The sequence below is a fragment of the Mycobacterium sp. GA-0227b genome (assembly GCF_001499855.1).
GTDB lineage: Bacteria > Actinomycetota > Actinomycetes > Mycobacteriales > Mycobacteriaceae > Mycobacterium.
The window spans coordinates 146,091-165,792 of sequence record NZ_LQIK01000031.1 but is presented as its reverse complement, the minus strand read 5'-3'; the positions used below and the strand labels follow the sequence as shown (position 1 = coordinate 165,792).

Genomic DNA, 19,702 nt, shown 5'->3' with positions numbered 1-19,702 from the left:
TCGCTCACCCGAGGACGTCGGCGATCGGTGCGCCCGCCGCGATCTTGGCGCGCACCTTCATGACCTTGCCGGGCATGCCGCCGCCGACCACCCCGACGACCACGCCGTCGCGTTCGTAGAAGGCCAGGAACTTGCGGCCGTCGTCCTCGACGACGTGCACCGTGTCGTCGGCCTGCGGTTCGCCGAGACACTGGATCTTGACGTCGTACTGATCGCTCCAGAAGTACGGCACCGAGACCGCGGTCGGCGGCTCCTGCCCCAGCAGCGTGGGCACCAGCACACGGGCCTGATCAGCGACGTTACTCCAATGCTCCACGCGCACTTGATGTCCCGTTTCGTGCCGCCAGGAAGCGACATCGCCGATCGCCCAGACATGCGGTGCGCTCGCACGGCCGCGGTTGTCGCAGACGACGCCGTTGTCGACCTCGATGCCGCTGCCTTCCAGCCAGCCGGTGGCCGGGTGTGAGCCGATACCGACGATCACCAGGTCGGCCTCGAGAGCGGTGCCGTCGCTGAGCACGACCGTCTCGACGCGACCGGCGCCGCGCACCTCTGCGACTCCGACGCCGCAGCGCACGTGCACGCCCTCGGCGCGGTGCACCCTCGCCACCAGTTCACCGATCTGCTCACCGAGTACCGACGCCAGCGGCGCGGGCTGCGGCTCCACCAGGGTCACCTCGACGCCGAGCTTGCGCAGGCTCGCAGCCACCTCACAGCCGATGAACCCGGCACCGACGACGACAGCGCGCCGGGCCGAGCCGGCCTCCTTTCGCAGCGCCACGCTTTCGTCGTAGTTGCGCAGGACGTGGATGCCCTGGAGATCGGGAAACGACGGAATGCGCTTGGGCACCAGGCCGGTGGCGATGATGAGCTCGTCGTAGCCGAGCTCGCTGCCGTCGGCGAGGGTCAGTGTCTGCGTAGCCGTGTCGACCGACCGTGCGCCGCTGCCGAGCCGCACGGTGATGTCGTTCTCCTCGTAGAATTCCGCGGGCTTGAGCGTGACGTCGTCGGTCTCGGAACGCAGCACTTCCTTCGACAGTGGCGGGCGGTCGTACGGCAGATGGTCCTCGTCGCTGATTATCGTGACCGGTCCGGTGTACTCCGACCGGCGCAACTGTTCGGCCGTGCGGGCCGCGGCCAGTCCGCCGCCGACGATGACGATGCCCCCTGATGTGGTCATGGGCAGTTCTTACACGATGCCTGCGGCGATTTGTCTGCCACCCCGGCCGAATCCTGCCGGCCCGGCCATCAGCCCCGACCGCGGTCGATGATGTTGGTCAGCACGACGATGCTCTCGCTGCGTTCGACCTCGGCGGCCGAACGGATGCGCTCCAGCGCCTTCTCGAGGTGGCCCATGTCGCGCGCCACCACGTGCAGGATCGCGTCGGCCGTACCGGTGACGGTTGCCGCACTGATGACCTCGGGAATGTCAATCCACGCCGCCCGCAACCGGTCTGGGGCGATGGTGCCGTGACGGAACACCTGGACGTACGCCTCGGTGGTCCAGCCCAGCGCGCTGCGGTCGACGACGGTGGTGAAGCCGCGGATCACCCCGTAGTCGAGCATGCGGTCGATCCGCCGCTTCACCGCGGGCGCCGAAAGGTTGACCCGCTCTCCGATATCGGCGTAGGTCGCGCGTGCGTCGTTGATCAGCGCGGCGAGGATCTGCTCGTCGGTGTCGTCGAGACGATCCATGTCCACCTCCGCACAATGAATCGCTGTACCGCCGGACTCTACACAACAAACCGCTGGTAGACACGCAATGAACGACGATTGATTGCGCCATCGACGCGTCCTACCGTTGATTCATGACGCTCGACACCGCTCCCGTCATGTTCGGACCCCCCGGTACACCGGGGAACGCAGGGATGACCGCCACCGAAGCGGCGATCGCGATCGACGACCGCTATGTGGCACACAACTATTCGCCGTTGCCGGTCGTCGCCGCCAGCGCCGACGGCGCGTGGATCACCGACGTCGAAGGCCGTCGGTACCTGGACTGTCTGGCCGCGTACTCGGCGGTCAACTTCGGGCACCGGAACCCGGAGATCACCGCCGTCGCGCACGCCCAGTTGGACACCGTGACGTTGGTCAGCCGCGCCCTTCACTCCGATCGGCTCGGCTCTTTTTGCGCGGCATTGGCCGGGCTCTGCGGTAAAGACATGGTGTTGCCGATGAACAGCGGCGCGGAGGCGGTGGAGAGCGGCCTGAAGGTCGCCCGCAAGTGGGGCACCGACGTCAAGGGGGTGGCGACCAGCGCGGCCAACGTCGTGGTGGCGCACAACAACTTTCATGGCCGCACCACGACCATCATCAGCTTCTCCGACGACGAGACAGCCCGCCGGGGCTTCGGCCCCTACACGCCCGGGTTCCGGTCCGCACCATTCGGTGATGCCGACGCGTTCGCCGACGCGATCGACGAGAACACCGTCGCTGTGCTGATCGAACCGATTCAGGGCGAGGCCGGAATCGTCGTTCCGCCCGACGACTTCCTGCCGCGGCTTCGATCCCTGTGCACCGAACGCAACGTGCTGATGATCGCCGACGAGATCCAGTCCGGACTGGCGCGAACCGGGCGGACGTTCGCGTGCGAGCACTGGGGCGTCGTGCCGGATGTCTACCTGCTTGGCAAGGCACTCGGCGGCGGCGTGGTGCCGTTGTCTGCGGTGGTAGCCGACACCGATGTTCTCGGCGTGCTGCATCCCGGTGAGCACGGTTCGACGTTCGGAGGCAACCCGCTGGCCGCGGCAATCGGCTCGACCGTGGTGGCGATGTTGCGAGGCGGCGAATTCCAATGCCGCTCCGCCGAACTCGGCGATCATTTGCACCGGAGGCTTCGTGAGCTGATCGGCCACGGCGTCGTCGCGGTCCGCGGCAAGGGGCTGTGGGCCGGCGTCGACATCGACCCCGCATCGGGTAGCGCCAACGACGTCACACTGCGCATGGCGCATCGCGGTGTCCTGGTCAAAGACACCCACGGCTCGACGGTACGATTCGGCCCGCCATTGGTGATCACCGCCGACGAAATCGACTGGGCTGTTGACCAATTCGCCGCCGCCCTGGCCGATTGAGTTCGGCGAGCAGACGCGAAATGCCCCGAAATACCGCGAAAACGGGACAATATGCGTCTGCTCGCGAGAGGAAGGTCAGTGCTTCATGGCGCCGCGGTCGACGGCAATCTGGCTGCCCGACAGCGTCTTGGAGCCGTCACCGGCCAGCCATGCGACGACGTCGGCCACTTCCTCCGGCTCCATGAAGCCCTGCAGACCCTTGTTCTCCTCGTCCAATGGCTGGTACGGCATCGGCGAGAAGCTGTGCAGGTAGCTGGGGTACTTGGCGAAGATCGCCATCATCGCGTCCTTCTCCACCATCGGTGTCTCGATCGAGTACGGATGGATCGAGTTCACCCGGATCCCGAATTCACCGGCCTCGATCGCAAGCGCATTCGTCAGCGCGGTCAGCCCGTGCTTGGAGGCGCCGTAGTGCGCGTTGCCGGGCGTGGCCTTCAGCCCGGCCGACGAGCTCACGATGATGATCGATCCTCCGTTGCCCGCAGCGATCATCGCGGGTACCGCGGCGCGGAGGGTGCGCCACGTGCCGTTGAGGTTCACGTCGATGACGGTGTCCCACTGCTCTTCGGACATCTCCCAGATGCGGCCCCAGCTGAGCACACCGGCATTGGCGACCACGATGTCGAGCCTGCCGAACTGCTCGACGCCGTCGGCCACCACCTGCTGCAGCGCGGCCAGATCCCTGATGTCGACCTCGCGGGCAAGCACCTTGCGCCCCGTCGCCTCGACCGCGCGCACCGTTTCGGCCAGTTCTTCCGACGTCGCCATCGGATAGGTGATGGTTTCGGAGATCGGCGCACAGATGTCGATCGCGATGATGTCGGCGCCCTCCTCGGCCAGCCGGATCGCGTGCGCCCGCCCCTGCCCGCGCGCAGCTCCGGTGATGAAGGCCACTCGGCCTTCCAGAGGTTGGTTCGTCGCCGTCACCGCTGCTCCTTTCGGGATGCTGCGGACAGGCTAACAGCCGAACTGAAACGTGTTCTAGTAACCGTCCCGTGGGCTGGGACCGCTCAGAGCTCGGCGATGATCTGCTGCCGCTTGGCGGTGTACTCGTCTTCGGAGATCGCGCCGGTGGCGCGCAACGTCTCGAGTTCCTGCAGACGTTGGGCAGTCGACGGCTCCGGTGCCGCGATCGGCGAGGCAGCCGGCGCCGAGGAAGCCGGCGGGGCGGTCGCGGCCGGCGCCTGCTGGGCGGCGGCTCGTCGCACGACCGCTTGAACTTGTTGCCGGGCAGCGGGGTTGGAACGAAGGTCGATCATGTTGTTCAGGCCGATGTTGTGCGCCTTGAGGATCTGCAGGATCTCCATCAGCGCCGCGGTCTGACCGGTCAGGTCGTACGTCCGGTTGTCCTCGGCGATGGTGAAGTTGGCTGGCATCAGCCCGCTGACCAAACCGCTTCGCTCCCAGTCGATCTGATATTCGTTGGTCATCGGGTCCACCAGTGCGACCAGTTTGCGGTTGGTGATCATCGGCAGCCTGGTGATCGAGGCGAGCACCCGGTCCTGGCTGGCGAACGGCGCGATACCGGGCCCGGAGATCTGCAGGTCGAGTTTCACCAGTGGCTGTTCGTTGATCCGCGTGCCCGTTTCGTGGATGCCCGTGACCTGAGCCAGCGCGAGCACCCCGGTCTGCTCGAGGGCGGCGGTCTTAGCGCTTGGCCTCGCGCCCGCGGCGGTGATCGCCAACGCGATCAGCACGTCGACGGCGGTGATGAGCAGACCCGCCCAGAACATCCACTTCATCAGCGGATCGCCACCGGTCGCGAAGTAGATCACCAGGAATATCGGTCCGACGATGCCGCACAGCAACACGAACGCTTGGACCTTGATGTAACGCCACAACATCTGTCTGCCACGCTCCCGTCGTCCGCGACTGCGTGTCAGATTATCGCCGAACCGCCGTCGGCGAGGCTACAAAAGAGCGTGCTTTGGACCGACTGATGATTACTCGGACGTGGCCGTTGCCTGCAGAGACGTCGTCGCGCCCAGTGGTGTGATCGGAAGGGTCTCGGGCGCCTCCGTCGTCGCGGGCGCGGGTCCGACGAGTTGATACAGCGGTTTCGTCCACCGGTACCCACCCGCGGCGGTCGTGTAGCTGGTGTGGATGACGGTCGACACCTTCGACACTTCCTCGGCGTCCGGGTCGTAGTCGCAGACCGCGTCGCCGAGTTCGCACACGCTGATCGTGCGGGCGCCGATGGCCGGTGGCAGCGGTTGCGGAGCGTGGGCCAGGATCGGCCAATCCTGCGCAACGCCCTTTCCGGCGCCCGGGACACTGGTGACCGAGCCGATGTTGATGGTCGGGTCGGCGGGCAGCCGGTCGCCGTCGGCGATCAGCAGCGCGGCAACCATATTCGGGTTCGTACCGGCCGCGTGCAGGTTGCGGTGTACCACCATCGCGCCCTGTGAGTATCCGGCGAGCACCACCTTGGACTCCGGGCAGCGCTGTGTGAACGCCGTGTACTGCGAGCCGAGCGCCGCGGCGCCGGCGTCCACACTGCTCATGAAGCCCAGCCACTCCCCGACGCCGCCATCGTCATCGGGCACCGCGACGGCGGGGTACTCGACGGCCTCCGCGGTCATCGTGCGCCCATCGCGCTGGACCAGCTGCCGCAGATCGAGGTAGGACTGATAGATGTCGTCGCCCATTCCGGCGTTCGCGGTCAGGTCGCCGTCACGCTGACCGGAGCCCGCCGCGCCGAACCAGTGCACGTCGGGGCAACCCGGAGCGGCTTGCGCCAGCCCTACTGAAAGGCCGGCGAATGCGGCACCGGCGATCGCGGTCGCGCTGGCGAGCGTAGTGAGACGACGAAGCATGAACCCAACCCTTCCGCGCCCCGACCAGGGCAGTCGGAAGGTACATCGTCACAGTCGTCTCAGCCGTTACACCGCACCTCGCGAAAGCGGCGGCCACCCGACGCTGAGCGCCGCCAACCCGGTGGCAAGACGCAAAATGCCCCGAAACCTCTCGGTTTCGGGGCATTTTCCGTCTGCTCGCGCAGAGATCAGATCACTTGATGATCTTGGTGACCCGGCCGGCGCCGACGGTACGGCCGCCCTCGCGGATCGCGAAGCGCAGACCCTCGTCCATGGCGACGGGCTGGATCAGCTTCACCGAGATGTCGGTGTTGTCACCGGGCATCACCATTTCGGTGCCCTCCGGCAGCGTCACCACACCGGTCACGTCGGTGGTGCGGAAGTAGAACTGCGGACGGTAGTTGTTGAAGAACGGCGTGTGCCGGCCACCCTCGTCCTTGGACAGGATGTAGACCTGGCCCTCGAAGTCGGTGTGCGGCGTGGTGGTGCCGGGCTTCACGACGACCTGGCCGCGCTCGACGTCCTCACGCTTGATGCCGCGCAGCAGCAGACCGACGTTGTCACCGGCCTGACCCTGATCGAGCAGCTTGCGGAACATCTCGACACCGGTGACCGTGGTCTTGGTGGTGTCCGGACGGATGCCGACGATCTCGACTTCCTCGTTCACGTTGATCACGCCACGCTCGACGCGACCGGTGACCACGGTGCCGCGGCCGGTGATCGTGAAGACGTCCTCGACGGGCATCAGGAACGGCTTGTCGGTCTCGCGGACGGGATCCGGGATCGACTCGTCGACGGCCTCCATGAGCTCCTCGACCGACTTGACCCACTTCTCGTCGCCCTCGAGCGCCTTGAGCGCCGACACGCGGATGACCGGGGCGTCCTCGTCGAACTCCTGGGCGGCCAGCAGTTCGCGGACCTCCATCTCGACGAGCTCGATGAGCTCCTCGTCGTCGACGGCGTCGGCCTTGTTCAGCGCGACCAGGATGTAGGGCACGCCGACCTGGCGGGCGAGCAGCACGTGCTCACGCGTCTGCGGCATCGGACCGTCGGTCGCCGCGACCACCAGGATCGCGCCGTCCATCTGGGCGGCGCCGGTGATCATGTTCTTGATGTAGTCGGCGTGACCGGGGGCGTCGACGTGCGCGTAGTGACGCTTGTCGGTCTGGTACTCCACGTGGGAGATGTTGATCGTGATGCCGCGCTGACGCTCCTCAGGCGCATTGTCGATCTGGTCGAATGCGCGCGACTCGTTCAACTCGGGGAACTTGTCGTGCAGCACCTTGGTGATTGCTGCGGTCAGCGTCGTCTTGCCGTGGTCAACGTGACCGATGGTCCCGATGTTGACGTGCGGCTTCGTCCGCTCGAACTTCGCCTTCGCCACTGTGTGGTCCTCCTGGACTGTGTTGGTGCTTGTCTAAAGCAGTGTTGATCTTTGCAGTTGTTTCTCGCCGCGGTAACGACGGGTCCGATTACTGACCCGTCGCCTTCGCGATGATCTCCTTCGACACGGCCGCCGGAACTTCTGCGTACGAGTCGAACACCATGGAGTAGTTCGCCCGGCCCTGGGTCTTCGACCGAAGGTCGCCGACGTAGCCGAACATCTCCGACAACGGCACCTGCGCCTTGACGACGCGGGCACCGGATCGCTCCTCCATGGCCTGGATCTGACCACGGCGGGAGTTCAGGTCGCCGATCACGTCACCCATGTAGTCCTCGGGTGTGGTCACTTCGACCGCCATGATCGGCTCGAGGATCACCGGCTGCGCAGCCTGTGCCGCTTTCTTGAGCACCTGCGAACCTGCGACCTTGAAGGCCATTTCCGACGAGTCCACCTCGTGGTACGCGCCGTCGAGCAGCGTCACCTTGAGGTTGACCAGTGGGTAGCCGGCCAGCACGCCGTACTGCATGGCGTCCTGAGCGCCGGCGTCCACCGACGGGATGTACTCGCGAGGGATACGGCCGCCGGTGACCTTGTTCTCGAACTCGTAGGTCGCCCCGTCCTCGCCGGTGAACGGCTCGAGGTCGATGAGCACCTTGGCGAACTGGCCCGAGCCACCCGTCTGCTTCTTGTGGGTGAACTCGACCTTCTCGACCTTGCGCTTGATCGTCTCGCGGTAGGCCACCTGCGGCTTGCCGACGTTGGCCTCGACCTTGAACTCGCGCTTCATCCGGTCGACGAGGATGTCGAGGTGAAGCTCGCCCATACCGCCGATGACGGTCTGGCCGGTCTCCTGATCCAGGTGGACCTTGAACGTCGGGTCCTCCTCGGCGAGCTTCTGGATCGCGGTGCCGAGCTTCTCCTGGTCGCTCTTGGTCTTGGGCTCGATGGCCACCTCGATCACCGGATCGGGGAAGGTCATCGACTCCAGCACGATCTGCTCGTTGGCGTCGGACAGCGTGTCACCGGTGGTGGTGTCCTTGAGTCCGATGACGGCGTAGATGTGGCCTGCCGAGGCACGCTCGACGGGGTTCTCCTTGTTGGCGTGCATCTGGAACAGCTTGCCCAGCCGCTCCTTCTTGCCCTTGGTGGAGTTGATGACCTGCGAACCGGACTCGACGGTGCCGGAGTAGACGCGGACGTAGGTCAGCTTGCCGAAGAACGGGTGCACCGCGATCTTGAACGCCAGGGCCGAGAACGGCTCGTCGACCGACGGCTTGCGGCTGATGACCTCGTCCTCTTTGCCGGGCACATGACCCTGCACGGACTCGACGTCCAGCGGTGAAGGCAGGTAGTCGATGACCGCGTCCAGCATGGGCTGCACGCCCTTGTTCTTGAACGCGCTGCCGCACAACACCGGGTACAGCTCGGAGTTGACGGTCAGCTTGCGGATCGCGGCCTTGATCTCGGCGACCGTGAGCTCCTCGCCGCCGACGTACTTCTCCAACAGCTCCTCGTCGGTCTCGGCGACCGCCTCGAGCAGCTTGGTCCGGTACTCCTCGGCCTTCTCGGCGAGCTCGGCCGGGATGTCCTCGACCTCGTACTTCTCGCCGAGCGCGGTCTCGCCGCGCCACACCTTGGCCCTCATCTCGACCAGGTCGACGATGCCGATGAAGTCGTTTTCGGCGCCGATCGGCAGCTGGATGACCAGCGGCGTGGCACCGAGACGCTCCTCGATGGTGCGCACGGTGAAGTAGAAGTCGGCGCCCAGCTTGTCCATCTTGTTGACGAAGCAGATGCGCGGAACGTCGTACTTGTCGGCCTGCCGCCAGACCTGCTCGGACTGCGGCTCCACGCCTTCCTTGCCGTCGAACACTGCGACGGCGCCGTCGAGTACGCGCAGGCTGCGCTCCACCTCGACGGTGAAGTCGACGTGGCCCGGGGTGTCGATGATGTTGATCTGGTTGTCGTTCCAGAAGCAGGTGACGGCCGCGGAGGTGATCGTGATACCCCGCTCCTGCTCCTGCTCCATCCAGTCGGTGGTCGAAGCGCCGTCGTGGGTCTCACCGATCTTGTAGTTGACGCCGGTGTAGTACAGGATGCGCTCGGTCGTCGTGGTCTTGCCGGCATCGATGTGCGCCATGATGCCGATGTTGCGGACCTTGTTCAGGTCGGTAAGCACGTCCTTCTGTGCCACAGAAGTCTTCTCTTTCGCTTGGTAGTTGCTTCGGGTCTGTCGACCGCGGCGCGCTGTGCCTTATGTCGTCGCTTCGCGACTCCGGCACGCCGGCGGTTAAATCACCAGCGGTAGTGTGCGAACGCGCGGTTTGCCTCGGCCATCTTGTGGGTGTCCTCACGCCGCTTGACGGCGGCACCCAGGCCGTTGCTGGCATCGAGGATCTCGTTTGCCAGGCGCTCGATCATGGTCTTCTCGCGGCGCTGCTTGGAGAAGCTGACCAGCCAGCGCAGCGCGAGCGTCACCGAACGGTCCGGCCGCACCTCGACGGGAACCTGGTAGGTGGCGCCGCCGACGCGGCGGCTACGAACCTCGAGCGCCGGCTTGACGTTGTCCATGGCCCGCTTGAGGGTGACCACCGGGTCGGTGCCGGTCTTGTCGCGGGCCTGTTCGAGCGCACCATAAACAATGCGCTCGGCCAGCGATTTCTTCCCGTCCAGGAGAACCTTGTTGACCAGCTGGGTGACCAGCTGCGACCCGTACACCGGATCGTTGACCAACGGACGCTTGGGCGCGGGTCCCTTGCGCGGCATCAGCTCTTCTCCTTCTTCGCGCCGTAGCGGCTACGAGCCTGCTTGCGGTTCTTAACGCCCTGGGTGTCCAGCGAGCCGCGGATGATCTTGTAGCGCACACCCGGCAGGTCCTTCACACGACCGCCGCGCACCAGCACCATCGAGTGCTCCTGCAGGTTGTGGCCCTCACCCGGGATGTAGGCGGTGACCTCGACCGCGCTGGTCAGCTTGACGCGCGCGACCTTGCGAAGTGCCGAGTTCGGCTTCTTCGGCGTGGTGGTGTACACGCGGGTGCACACTCCGCGACGCTGCGGGCTGCCCTTGAGGGCCGCGGTCTTCACCTTGGCGATCTTGTCGCGGCGACCCTTGCGGACCAGCTGCTGGATGGTTGGCATCTACCGGCTTTCTGTGTTGCTGCTCTGAAGTTCTGGTCAAGTCTGGAGTACTGCACTTTTGTCCCGGTCACGTACCCCGCGATCGGGTGTGTCGCACACGCCCGCCCGAGACAATCGAAGGCATTGCCTCAATTCTCAGGGCATGGCGACATGCGAATTGGCCCGGCGTGCAGGCACGCTTCGCAGGTCCTGTTGACAACCGCACCCGCAATGCGCCTTATCTGCCAGGCACGATCGTCCACAATACCAGCACGGGGGCAGCGCTCCAAACCCGTTGGCCGCGCACTAACCGCAGGTCAGGTTACCTTCATGCCGACGGCTCGCTTGTGCGTCTACCGACGTTCCATGCCGGAGGCCAACCGCATCACCATGTCGCTGTACACCGCGTCGGTGTCGATGCCGTCCATCGCTCCGGTCATCTCCAGCAGCACGAACCCGTGCATGGCCGACCAGAACTCCAGCGCCGCATAGAACGCGTTCTCGCCTTCGAGCCCGTAGGACGCCAGCACTGCGATGACGGGTGCGGCCGCCGCCCTGGTGGCCTCGGTGAATTCGGGATCGTCGCCGCCCAACGGCATCCGGGTGAAAGCCGAATAGCGACCCGGGTGGTGATGGGCGTAGCTGCGATACGCGCTGGCCATGGCCGTCACCGCGTCGTCGCGGGTGCGGCCCTCGCCCACATTGGTGAGCATGCCGATGATGTCGCCGACGACACGCATCCGCACCGTTCTGCGCAGGTCTTCGAGGCTGTCGACGTGGTTGTACAGCGACGGGCCCTTGGTTCCGAGCTGGGTGGCCAGCGCGTTGATGGTCAACGCGTCCCAGCCTTCGCGGTCCAGGAATGTGAGCGCTGCGTTGACGATCGAGTCGCGACTGAGTCGAGGCGATCGCCTGGTCGGCGTGCCGGAGGGCTGTGCCATGCGCGCGTCGCCCCCTTGCCGTCTCGTCGGTTCCCGATTGATCCCGGAGAAAACTAACACCTCTAGTTTCCTCCGACTCAGTTGACGCGCTCCTGACTGAGCTCGGCGAGTTTCTTGGTGATCGAGCACAGATCGGGCAGCGTCGCCGGATTCATCGTCTGGATCGACCAGGTGATCACGTCGCCGCCCTTGGCCACGTAGAAGCTGCACGCGTTCCCGTCGAACGCCTTGAACCCCTTGTTGCCGTCGACCGACAGTTCGGTGAGCGTGCGGCCGGCGTGCTGTTCCAACGACCGCTCGGTGTCCATGTCACTGCCCCGATACCACCAGGTCGAGATGCCCATCCCGGCGCCGACCGTGCCGAACACGGTGTTCTCCTGCCAGAAACAGCCCGCGTCGCTGACGACGGCCCTGGTGAACTGCGCGGAGCCGGCGGCCGCGGCGATGTCGCCGTCGGTGATGCCGTTGCAGTCGACGCTGCGGAAACCGCTGTCGACGGCCGTCGGCGACGCGGTCGGGGGCGCGTCGTCGGACGACCCACACGCGGTGAGCAGCGCCGCCGTGGCGGCCAGCGCGGCGATCCCGCGACAGACGGCCACTGTCACATCTCCGACTTCAGCGTGGCGGACAGGAGTCTTTCCGCATCTACGCACGGGTCACCGACAGACTGGTCGCGCCGCTGCAGCCACCAACTCAACACCCCGCCGCCGGCCGCGGCGGTGGCCGAGCAGGCGGCGCCGGTGATGTCCCGCCGCGCCACGAACGCCTGATGACGTTCGACCACGGCCTCGGTTATTTTCGCGCCCCGCTTGGTGGCCAGCTCGCGTTCGCGGTCGAGGCTGCCGGTCTGAAACCAGGAGAATGTGGCGTCGATTATCGCGTCGCCACTGAACAACACGTACTGGCAGACCGCACCGCTGTAGGGCCGCATGACGCGATCGGCGCCCAGGATGTCGCGGACGGTGTCGTCGTCGAGCAGAGCGCATCGGTCGTTGGCGTAGCCGTAGTTGCGCTCGGAATCGGGTCCGTCGGGATGAGCCCGCTGCGCGCTTCCCTCGACGGTCTCAGCACACCCTGCCACCGTCACCACCGCTACGATCGCCGCGACAGCAATCGAACCGACCCGCCAACCCATCGCCGCTCACGCTACCCAGCGCCGGCGTTCATGGCGACTCCGACGAACCATGCCAAGACCGGCATCCGGCCACGTACGCTCTCCCCCATGATGTGGACTGTTGTCGCCCGGGCACTTACGGCATCCGCCGTCGTGTTTCCGCTGATCCTCACCGCTCCGGGCGTGTATGCGCAACCGGTGGTCTGCAACCCGTTGGCGCGTAACTGCGCCGACACCGGTGTCGTCGGCGCCCACCGGGGGACTGACACCCACATCACGGGTATCGGCCTCGTTGAGACGATCGACTGCAAAAACTCCACTCTGCTCGTCAATGGCACGGGTAATCAGATCACCGCGCTGGGCACCTGCTGGGGGGTGACGGTGCAGGGCAGCGGCCACGTCGTCGTAGCCGACAACGTCATCAACGATGTGACGGTCTACGGCTGGGACCAGACCGTGCTGTACAAGAACGGAGCGCCGGTGGTCTTGGACCGCGGACGCGAACTGGGCATGACCAACCGCATCAATCGGGTACCCGCATGAGCACAAGCACGCATTCCCTGTCCCGCTACATCGCCGCGACGGTTGCCGGGGGCGCCGCCGCGGCCGCGCTGCTGCTCGCCGGCTGCGGATCCGAGAGCAGCGACACCAACAGGCCGACCGCGACGGCGGGGACGTCGGGCGCCCAGGTCGAGATCGGCAACACGATCAACTACGGCTCGTTCGGCACCACGGCCGACATCGACTGCGCCGACGGCAAATCGCTCAACATCGGCGGGTCCAACAACACGCTGACCGTCAAGGGCACCTGTTCCAACGTGAACATCGGCGGTGCGGACAACAAGGTCAACTTCGAAAAGGTCGACAAGGAGATCAGCGTCGTCGGCCTGAACAACACCGTGACATATCAGGACGGTGATCCGAAGATCAACGACACCGGCACCAACAACAAGATCACCAAGGCCTGACTGTCAGGCGCTGGCTCCGTGCCGACCCGCACCGGCCGCGAAACGTGCTGCCCCTTCCAGTGATTCGGCGGCCACGCGCGACATGCTGCCGAACTCGAAATCCATCGCCTCGGCCTCCGCACGTCCCCACTGGTTGAGCATCGACAGTCGATCGGCGCGCATGCACTGCTGCGGCAGCGTGGCGAGTTCGGCGGCAAGTTCCTCTGCCCGTTGGCGCGCTTCACCTTTGGGCACCACCCGGTTGGCCAGACCCATCGAGAGGGCCTCGGCCGCATCGACGGCGCGGCCCGTGAGGATGAGATCCATTGCGCGGCTGTGCCCGATCAGCCGCGGCAACCGCACCGTGCCACCGTCGATCAGCGGCACCCCCCAGCGGCGGCAGAACACACCCATGACCGCGTCCTCCTCGACGACGCGCATGTCGCACCACAGCGCCAATTCCAGACCGCCCGCGACCGCGTAGCCACTGACAGCGGCGATCACCGGCTTGGACAACGCCATTCGGCTCGGCCCCATTGGACCGGGGCCGGTGCGATGCACGGGGTTGGCGTCGGGCGTGCCGAACGCCTTGAGATCCGCTCCGGCGCAGAAGGTCCCGTTGTCCCCCCACAGAACCGCGACGGCCGCCGAGTCGTCCTTGTCGAACTCGTCGAAGGCCGCGTACAGCCCCGCGGCGGCCGGACCGTTGACGGCGTTGCGAGCCTCGGGCCGGTTCATGATCACGGTCGTGACGGCACCGTTCTTCTCGACCCGTACCCCACCTGTCATGTCGCCTCCATCAGTCGGTCACTGTCGCGCCGCGCGGACAACTCCGCGGCGAAGTCGGTGTACGCCTGGCGCAGCGCAGCGCCGGGCCAGTCGTCGGGCAGCAGTTGTTCCGGCAGTACCGGATCGGTGAGCAGGTGGCGGACGATCGCGGCGGCCGCGACGAAACGCCCGGGTACCTCAGCGGCCGAACCCATTTCGTCGAGCAGCGCCCGACCGGTCCGCGCCCAACCCGGCAGGTCCCACAGCCGGGCCGCCAACTCCGCGGGCTCGGCGTCACGGGCTTGCAATACCCGTGCCCGCCCCAACACCTGCGGCGGCAATTCGGCGTCGAGGTTGTCGGGCCGCAGCCACACCCCTTCCCGCAACTCGGCGAACCGGCCGTCGTGCAAGGCGTTGCGCAGTGCGGCGCGAGTCCGGGCGTCGGTGCCGACGCTGGTGATCACCACCGTTGTCCAGTCGCCGTCCCACGTGCGCAGCCGCGGATTGATGGCGTCGTCCTGGCGACGCTGCCGCGCCAACAGCCGGTCCGACAATCGATAGCCATCCGCCGAACGCACCAGGTCGCCGGCGCTGACCATTCGTGTCAGCGCGACCCGGACGGTCGGCTCGCGGATATCGAAATCAGCCGTGAGACGGAGCAGTTCGCTGACCGTGGCCCATGCCGGGTGCGCGCCGAGCAGCACGCTCAACACAACTGAGCGGGCCGTCATCCGCGAAAGCGACTTCGGCATCACACCCCGGATGTCTTGCGGCCGTGGTCGCCGAACGGTTCGTCACGCTGCCGCACCGCCTCGCGGAAACCGTGTTCCCGTGACTGTGCGACGAACGCATGCCCTTCGGGTGTGTGTCGCGCGATGCCGTCGAACACGGTCGAGATCATCGCGCTGTTCGCGGTGCCCTGGTTGTACAGCGCCGAGTTCATCGCCAGTTTGACCATGATCAGCTGGTTGATCGGCACGCGCGCGATCCGCTCGACCAGTCGCTCTGTGCGCTCGTCGAGGTCCTCCGGCGAGGGCGCCTCCACCGCCAGCCCCCATTCCGCGGCCTGCGCGCCGGTGATCGAATCGCCGGTCAGCAGAAGGCGTTTGGCTCGCTGATCGCCGAGCCGATGTGCCCACATCCCCGCCGCCGGCACTCCCCAGACGCGGGTCGGCGGATAGCCGATCTTGGCGTCGGCCGCCGCGATCACCTGGTCGGCATGCAGCGCGATGTCGGTTCCGCCCGCGACGCAGTAGCCGTGGATCTTGACGACCGTCGGCTTGTCGCAACGCATCAGGCTGGAGAAGCCGCGAACGAACCGGCTCATCATCTGATAGTCGATCATCGGATCCCACGGCTGATCCGGCAGATGGTTGACGGCCTGCGTCTTGCCCGACAACACGGTGTCGCGGTACGGGTTGCCGCCACCGGCCGACGATGAGCCCTCGGCGTACGCCGACAGGTCGAATCCTGCGCAGAACCCTTCGCCCCGCCCGGAAACGAGGATCACGTGCACGTTCGGGTCGAGGTCGGCCCGTTCGACGAGTGCCGACAGTTCCAGTGGCGTGTCCGCGACGATCGCGTTGCCCTTCTCCGGCCGGTTGAACGTGATGCGGGCGACCCGATCGGTGACCTCGTAGGTCATCGTCTTGAGATCGTCGAAGTCGACGGGCCTGATCGCGTGCGTCATACCGGGCTCACCATCCCGCGCGAACAGACGCAAAGTGCCCCGAAATGGCGCGGAAATAGGGCAATTTGCGTCTTCTCGCCCAGGGGCGTCATCCCTTCACCAGGGCGCGTTCGATGATCGGCGCAAGATCGAGCCCAGTGGGCAGGGTTCCGAATGCACCGCCCCACGCTCCGCCCATCCGGGTGGCCAGGAACGCCTCGGCGACCGCGGGATGTCCGTGGCGCACCAGCAGCGACCCCTGCAGCGCGAGGCTGATGTCCTCGGCGACCTTGCGGGCGCGGTACTGGATGGTCTCCAGGTCGCCCAGGGCCGGCCGCAACGCGTCGACGTGGGCGTCCAGGCGCGGATCAGAGCCCGCCGTGACGGCAAGCTCGTCGAACAGCACGTCGATGCACTCCGGCCGAGTCGCCATGGCGCGCAACGTATCGAGCGCACTGACGTTGCCCGAGCCTTCCCAGATGCCCATCAGCGGCGCTTCCCGGTACAGCCGCGCCATACCGAAATCCTCGACGTAGCCGTTACCGCCGAGGCATTCCATCGCTTCGGCGGCGTGCGGGGTGGCGCGCTTGCACACCCAGTACTTGCTGGCCGCCAAGCCGATTCGGCGCAGCAGCGTCTCGCGGGCATCGCCGCGCACGGCGGCGTCGGTCGCGCCGGCCATGCGCATCGCGACGATCGTCGCCGCCTCGGCCTCGACAGCGAGGTCGGCCAGCACGTTGCGCATCAGCGGCTGATCGATCAGATACTCGCCGAACGCTTTTCGATGCTGTGCGTGATGGATCGCGCGGGCCAGGCCGTTGCGCATGCTGGTTGCGCTGCCCAGCGTGCAGTCCAACCGGGTGAGGTTGACCATCTCGATGATGGTCGGCACGCCGCGGCCCTCTTCGCCGACGAGCCACGCGATCGCGCCGTCGTACTCCACCTCCGACGATGCGTTGGCGTGGTTGCCCAGTTTGTCTTTCAACCGCTGCAAGAACATCCGGTTGCGGCTGCCGTCGGGCAGCACCCGCGGCAGCAGGAAGCATGAGAGCCCGCCCGGCGCCTGCGCCAGCACGAGGAAGATGTCGGACATCGGCGCCGAGGTGAACCACTTGTGGCCGCGCAGCGAGTAGCTGCCGTCAGCGTTCGGGGTCGCCTCGGTCGTCCCGGCGCGCACGTCGGAGCCGCCCTGCTTCTCGGTCATCGACATCCCCGCGGTGATGCCGGCCTTGGTGGTGGGCACCTTCAGTTCGGGGTCGTACTCGCGGCTCACCAACAGCGGCTCGTACACCGCCGCCAACTCGGGGTTGTGACGCAGCGCGGGCACGACGGCGTAGGTCATCGAGATCGGGCACATGTGTCCCGGCTCGGGCGTCCACACCGATGTCTTGGCCGCGCGCACGACGTGGGCGCCGGGCCGGTCATCGGCCCACGGTGCGGCGTGCAGCCCGTGGCCGACGGCGACGGTCATCAGCGAGTGGTAGGCGGGGTCGTACTCGACCTCGTCGACGCGATGCCCGTAGCGGTCATGGGTGCGCAGGATCGGTTGGTTGCGGTCGGCCAGCTCGCCCCAGTGCTGCGCCTGCCGTGACCCCGACAGCGCGCCCAGCTCGGTGACCTCGTCGAGGCCCCACTCGCCGCCCTCGCGGATCAGCGCCTCGGTGAGCACCGGCGACGTCGCCGGGTTGTAATCCTCCAGCGGGGAGACTTGGTTGGTGACGACGTGCGTGTCTGGCATGACGTCGATATTACACTTTCCCTACAGTCGCACAATACTCGTAACAGTCAGTCCCCGACGCGCACGCTGGGCACGACCGTTTCCTCACGCGGCTCGTCGGGGGACTCCGCGCAACCGCTGTCGTCCCCGGTGCCCTGCTCTTGCGTGACTTCACTGGTCTTGTTGGGTTTTCGGGCTCGCCACGCCTGATACCGGTTGAGCGCGACGATCATGGCCACGGCCAACGCCCAGCCCAGCAGAATGTCGATGACGTAGTGCTCGGCGGTGTACACCAAGGTGAAAGCCATGACCAGCGGGTAGATCACCAACAGCGGTCGCCAACCCCGGTGCACCCGGCTCCACAGGAACATCGCGACGGCGGCGGTCATGGCGGCATGCAGCGACGGAATGGCGGCGACCAGGTTGACACTGGCCTGCCCCTGGTCGAGCAGTGCAGTGGCGGAGTGGAGGTTCAGCTTGCCCCAGCCCCGTCCGACGATCCGCTCGATCCAGTCGTTGGCGCCGTCCCGCGTGGTATCCATGGCGCCGAGCAGACCGCCGTCGGGCACGCCGCGGGCCGACCGAAACATGCACCGGGGATTGGCCGGGCCGTCGGCGATGTCGGCCGGGGTGCAGCGCGCGGCGGCCCATGGCGGTGCGGCGGGAAGCAGTGCGTAGATCGCCAATCCGGCGAATGACAGCCCGACGAACAACCGGACGAAAGCCTTCCATTCCTCGCGGTCGCGCAGCCACAGCACGCCGGCCACCACGTAGGGCAGGATGAAAAACGACATATAGACGCAGCTGATGACGACTTCCCACCAGGGCGGATGCGGAAGCTTCAGCTGTTCCTGCAGCCACACGGTCGGCACCGTCCCGAAGAACAGCCACCGGTCCACGTCAACGGGCCACTCCCACAACGTCGGCCGGCCGATCATGTCCGCCGCGCCCCTGCTGAGGTCGTAGGCGATGAGCACCACCGCGAACGGCAGCCAGTCGCGAATGATGTACAACATGCGGCGGCCTTGACCGATGCTCGCGGCGGCCAACCCCGTACAGACGTAGAGCAGTACCAACTCGCGGTTGAATGCGAAGCCGTCGGTTGCCGTGCGATAGATGATGACCGCGGCCCAGATTCCAATCGCGACCCAGCGCAGGATCCGGAGCCACCGACGGCGCTTGGGAGCGGGGGCAGTCGCTTCTGTCAGCACAAGTGACTGCTGGTCAATGGCGGACACAAGAGCCTCTCGATGCCGGTCGGCGATCAGTACCGCCTGTTCCCGCCGAAGATCCTAGTTAACCGCCACGCCACCGAAAATTTGAAGGCCGTTTTTGTTACGGCACTGTGCTCAAGCGACCGGTCGACCAGGCGGTCAGCCAGCCCGGTCAGCCACAGTGCTCGCGGAGGAACGCGATGTCGTCCTTGCGGCCCTCGTCCGAGGTCTCGCAGATCACCGGCGCGTCGGCCGCTTTGACGACCGCCACCAGTAGCTGCGGGTCGATCTGACCGGTACCGAAGTTGGCGTGCCGGTCGGCGCCGGAACCGGCGGCGTCGCGCGAGTCGTTGCAATGCACCAGATCGATGCGCCCGGTCAGCGCCTTGATGCGGTCGACGGCGTCGATCAGCCCTTCGCCTGCGGCCCAGGCGTGGCAGGTGTCCAGGCAGAACCCGATGCCCTTGTCGCCGATGTGGTCCCACAACCGGCCGATGACGTCGAAGTGGCGGGCCATCGCGTGGTCGCCGCCCGCGGTGTTCTCCAGATACACGGGCACGTCGGTTTCGAGGTAGTCGAGCGCTTTGACCCAGCGCTCGAAGCCGGCTTCGTAGTCGTTGTCGTCGGCGTGGCCACCATGCACGATGACCGCCGTCGCGCCGACATCGGCCGCCGCGTCGCAGGTGTCCTGCAGGATCTTGCGCGACGGGATACGCACCCGGTTGTTGGCCGATGCGACGTTGATCAGGTACGGCGCGTGCACGTAGAGCGGCATGCTCGACGCCTTGAGTACGGCGGCGTCCTCGCGCGGCTTGGGCTTCTTCCAGCTCTGCGGGTTGCCGAGGAAGAACTGCACCACGTCGGCGCCGTCCGCCGAGGCGTCGGCCAGGGGGTCGTCTCCGTGAACATGCGAACCGATAAGCACGATGCCGAGTCTAGGCG

General features: G+C 66.4%; 21 protein-coding genes. 3 read left to right on the top strand and 18 right to left on the bottom strand.

Annotation, left to right across the window (positions count from 1 at the left end; genetic code table 11):
* Nucleotides 1–4 precede the first annotated feature (4 nt).
* Both AU185_RS20030 and AU185_RS20025 read right to left on the bottom strand, forming a co-directional pair.
* Nucleotides 5–1,180, bottom strand: a complete 1,176-nt coding sequence (locus AU185_RS20030; RefSeq protein WP_059101335.1) for an NAD(P)/FAD-dependent oxidoreductase — start codon at nucleotides 1,178–1,180, stop codon at nucleotides 5–7.
* A gap of 68 nt (nucleotides 1,181–1,248) precedes the next feature.
* On the bottom strand, nucleotides 1,249–1,695 hold the full coding sequence (locus AU185_RS20025) for an Rv2324 family transcriptional regulator (RefSeq protein WP_059101334.1): 447 nt from the start codon (nucleotides 1,693–1,695) through the stop codon (nucleotides 1,249–1,251).
* A gap of 173 nt (nucleotides 1,696–1,868) precedes the next feature.
* On the opposite strand from AU185_RS20025, the gene rocD reads away from it, so the two are divergent.
* A complete protein-coding gene (gene rocD / locus AU185_RS20020; RefSeq protein WP_082684004.1) occupies nucleotides 1,869–3,071 on the top strand; it encodes an ornithine--oxo-acid transaminase in 1,203 nt (400 codons plus the stop codon).
* Between the two features lie 75 nt (nucleotides 3,072–3,146).
* Here rocD and AU185_RS20015 read toward each other — a convergent pair whose 3' ends face one another.
* The 10 genes from AU185_RS20015 to AU185_RS19970 all read right to left on the bottom strand — a co-directional run bounded on the left by AU185_RS20015 (nucleotide 3,147) and on the right by AU185_RS19970 (nucleotide 12,466).
* A complete protein-coding gene (locus AU185_RS20015; RefSeq protein WP_172800408.1) occupies nucleotides 3,147–3,998 on the bottom strand; it encodes a mycofactocin-coupled SDR family oxidoreductase in 852 nt (283 codons plus the stop codon).
* An 83-nt stretch (nucleotides 3,999–4,081) separates the two neighbouring features.
* Nucleotides 4,082–4,915: an SHOCT domain-containing protein gene (locus AU185_RS20010; RefSeq protein ID WP_059101333.1), complete on the bottom strand. Its 834-nt coding sequence runs from the start codon at nucleotides 4,913–4,915 to the stop codon at nucleotides 4,082–4,084.
* A gap of 99 nt (nucleotides 4,916–5,014) precedes the next feature.
* Nucleotides 5,015–5,887, bottom strand: a complete 873-nt coding sequence (locus AU185_RS20005) for a cutinase family protein (RefSeq protein WP_059101332.1) — start codon at nucleotides 5,885–5,887, stop codon at nucleotides 5,015–5,017.
* 193 nt (nucleotides 5,888–6,080) lie between these two features.
* On the bottom strand, nucleotides 6,081–7,271 hold the full coding sequence (gene tuf / locus AU185_RS20000) for an elongation factor Tu (RefSeq protein ID WP_059101331.1): 1,191 nt from the start codon (nucleotides 7,269–7,271) through the stop codon (nucleotides 6,081–6,083).
* A gap of 88 nt (nucleotides 7,272–7,359) precedes the next feature.
* Nucleotides 7,360–9,465 carry an elongation factor G gene (gene fusA / locus AU185_RS19995; RefSeq protein WP_082683989.1) on the bottom strand — a complete coding sequence of 702 codons (2,106 nt, stop codon included), beginning with the start codon at nucleotides 9,463–9,465 and terminating at the stop codon, nucleotides 7,360–7,362.
* A gap of 101 nt (nucleotides 9,466–9,566) precedes the next feature.
* Nucleotides 9,567–10,037: a 30S ribosomal protein S7 gene (rpsG, locus tag AU185_RS19990; protein ID WP_059101330.1), complete on the bottom strand. Its 471-nt coding sequence runs from the start codon at nucleotides 10,035–10,037 to the stop codon at nucleotides 9,567–9,569.
* Nucleotides 10,037–10,411, bottom strand: a complete 375-nt coding sequence (rpsL, locus tag AU185_RS19985) for a 30S ribosomal protein S12 (protein ID WP_014209181.1) — start codon at nucleotides 10,409–10,411, stop codon at nucleotides 10,037–10,039. The genes rpsG and rpsL overlap by 1 nt, the downstream gene beginning before the upstream one ends.
* Nucleotides 10,412–10,743: 332 nt before the next feature.
* Complete coding sequence (locus tag AU185_RS19980) at nucleotides 10,744–11,331, bottom strand: TetR/AcrR family transcriptional regulator (protein WP_059101329.1); 588 nt, start codon at nucleotides 11,329–11,331, stop codon at nucleotides 10,744–10,746.
* A gap of 77 nt (nucleotides 11,332–11,408) precedes the next feature.
* Nucleotides 11,409–11,936: a DUF3558 domain-containing protein gene (locus AU185_RS19975; protein WP_502687994.1), complete on the bottom strand. Its 528-nt coding sequence runs from the start codon at nucleotides 11,934–11,936 to the stop codon at nucleotides 11,409–11,411.
* The gene (locus AU185_RS19970; RefSeq protein ID WP_059101327.1) at nucleotides 11,933–12,466 is read right to left on the bottom strand and encodes a DUF3558 domain-containing protein; all 534 of its coding nucleotides are present in this window, start codon (nucleotides 12,464–12,466) and stop codon (nucleotides 11,933–11,935) included. Before AU185_RS19970 ends, AU185_RS19975 begins: the two co-directional genes overlap by 4 nt.
* An 87-nt stretch (nucleotides 12,467–12,553) precedes the next feature.
* On the opposite strand from AU185_RS19970, the gene AU185_RS19965 reads away from it, so the two are divergent.
* Entirely contained in the window at nucleotides 12,554–12,988 is a 435-nt protein-coding gene (locus tag AU185_RS19965) for a DUF3060 domain-containing protein (protein WP_059101326.1), read from the top strand.
* Nucleotides 12,985–13,413 carry a DUF3060 domain-containing protein gene (locus AU185_RS19960; RefSeq protein WP_059101325.1) on the top strand — a complete coding sequence of 143 codons (429 nt, stop codon included), beginning with the start codon at nucleotides 12,985–12,987 and terminating at the stop codon, nucleotides 13,411–13,413. Before AU185_RS19965 ends, AU185_RS19960 begins: the two co-directional genes overlap by 4 nt.
* Before the next feature lie 3 nt (nucleotides 13,414–13,416).
* On the opposite strand, the gene AU185_RS19955 is transcribed toward AU185_RS19960, so the two are convergent.
* The 6 genes from AU185_RS19955 to AU185_RS19930 all read right to left on the bottom strand — a co-directional run bounded on the left by AU185_RS19955 (nucleotide 13,417) and on the right by AU185_RS19930 (nucleotide 19,685).
* The gene (locus AU185_RS19955) at nucleotides 13,417–14,181 is read right to left on the bottom strand and encodes a crotonase/enoyl-CoA hydratase family protein (protein WP_059101324.1); all 765 of its coding nucleotides are present in this window, start codon (nucleotides 14,179–14,181) and stop codon (nucleotides 13,417–13,419) included.
* Nucleotides 14,178–14,891 (bottom strand): PaaX family transcriptional regulator C-terminal domain-containing protein, encoded by a 714-nt coding sequence (locus AU185_RS19950; protein WP_502687993.1) that lies wholly within the window; start codon nucleotides 14,889–14,891, stop codon nucleotides 14,178–14,180. The genes AU185_RS19955 and AU185_RS19950 overlap by 4 nt, the downstream gene beginning before the upstream one ends.
* 20 nt (nucleotides 14,892–14,911) lie before the next feature.
* Nucleotides 14,912–15,850, bottom strand: coding sequence for a crotonase/enoyl-CoA hydratase family protein (locus tag AU185_RS19945; protein ID WP_059101322.1), 939 nt, complete (start codon nucleotides 15,848–15,850; stop codon nucleotides 14,912–14,914).
* A gap of 88 nt (nucleotides 15,851–15,938) precedes the next feature.
* Nucleotides 15,939–17,567 carry an acyl-CoA dehydrogenase family protein gene (locus AU185_RS19940; RefSeq protein ID WP_059101321.1) on the bottom strand — a complete coding sequence of 543 codons (1,629 nt, stop codon included), beginning with the start codon at nucleotides 17,565–17,567 and terminating at the stop codon, nucleotides 15,939–15,941.
* Between the two features lie 47 nt (nucleotides 17,568–17,614).
* The gene (locus AU185_RS19935) at nucleotides 17,615–18,784 is read right to left on the bottom strand and encodes a phosphatase PAP2 family protein (RefSeq protein WP_172800407.1); all 1,170 of its coding nucleotides are present in this window, start codon (nucleotides 18,782–18,784) and stop codon (nucleotides 17,615–17,617) included.
* Nucleotides 18,785–18,932: 148 nt separating this feature from the next.
* Nucleotides 18,933–19,685, bottom strand: coding sequence for a deoxyribonuclease IV (locus AU185_RS19930; protein WP_059101320.1), 753 nt, complete (start codon nucleotides 19,683–19,685; stop codon nucleotides 18,933–18,935).
* Nucleotides 19,686–19,702 lie beyond the last annotated feature (17 nt).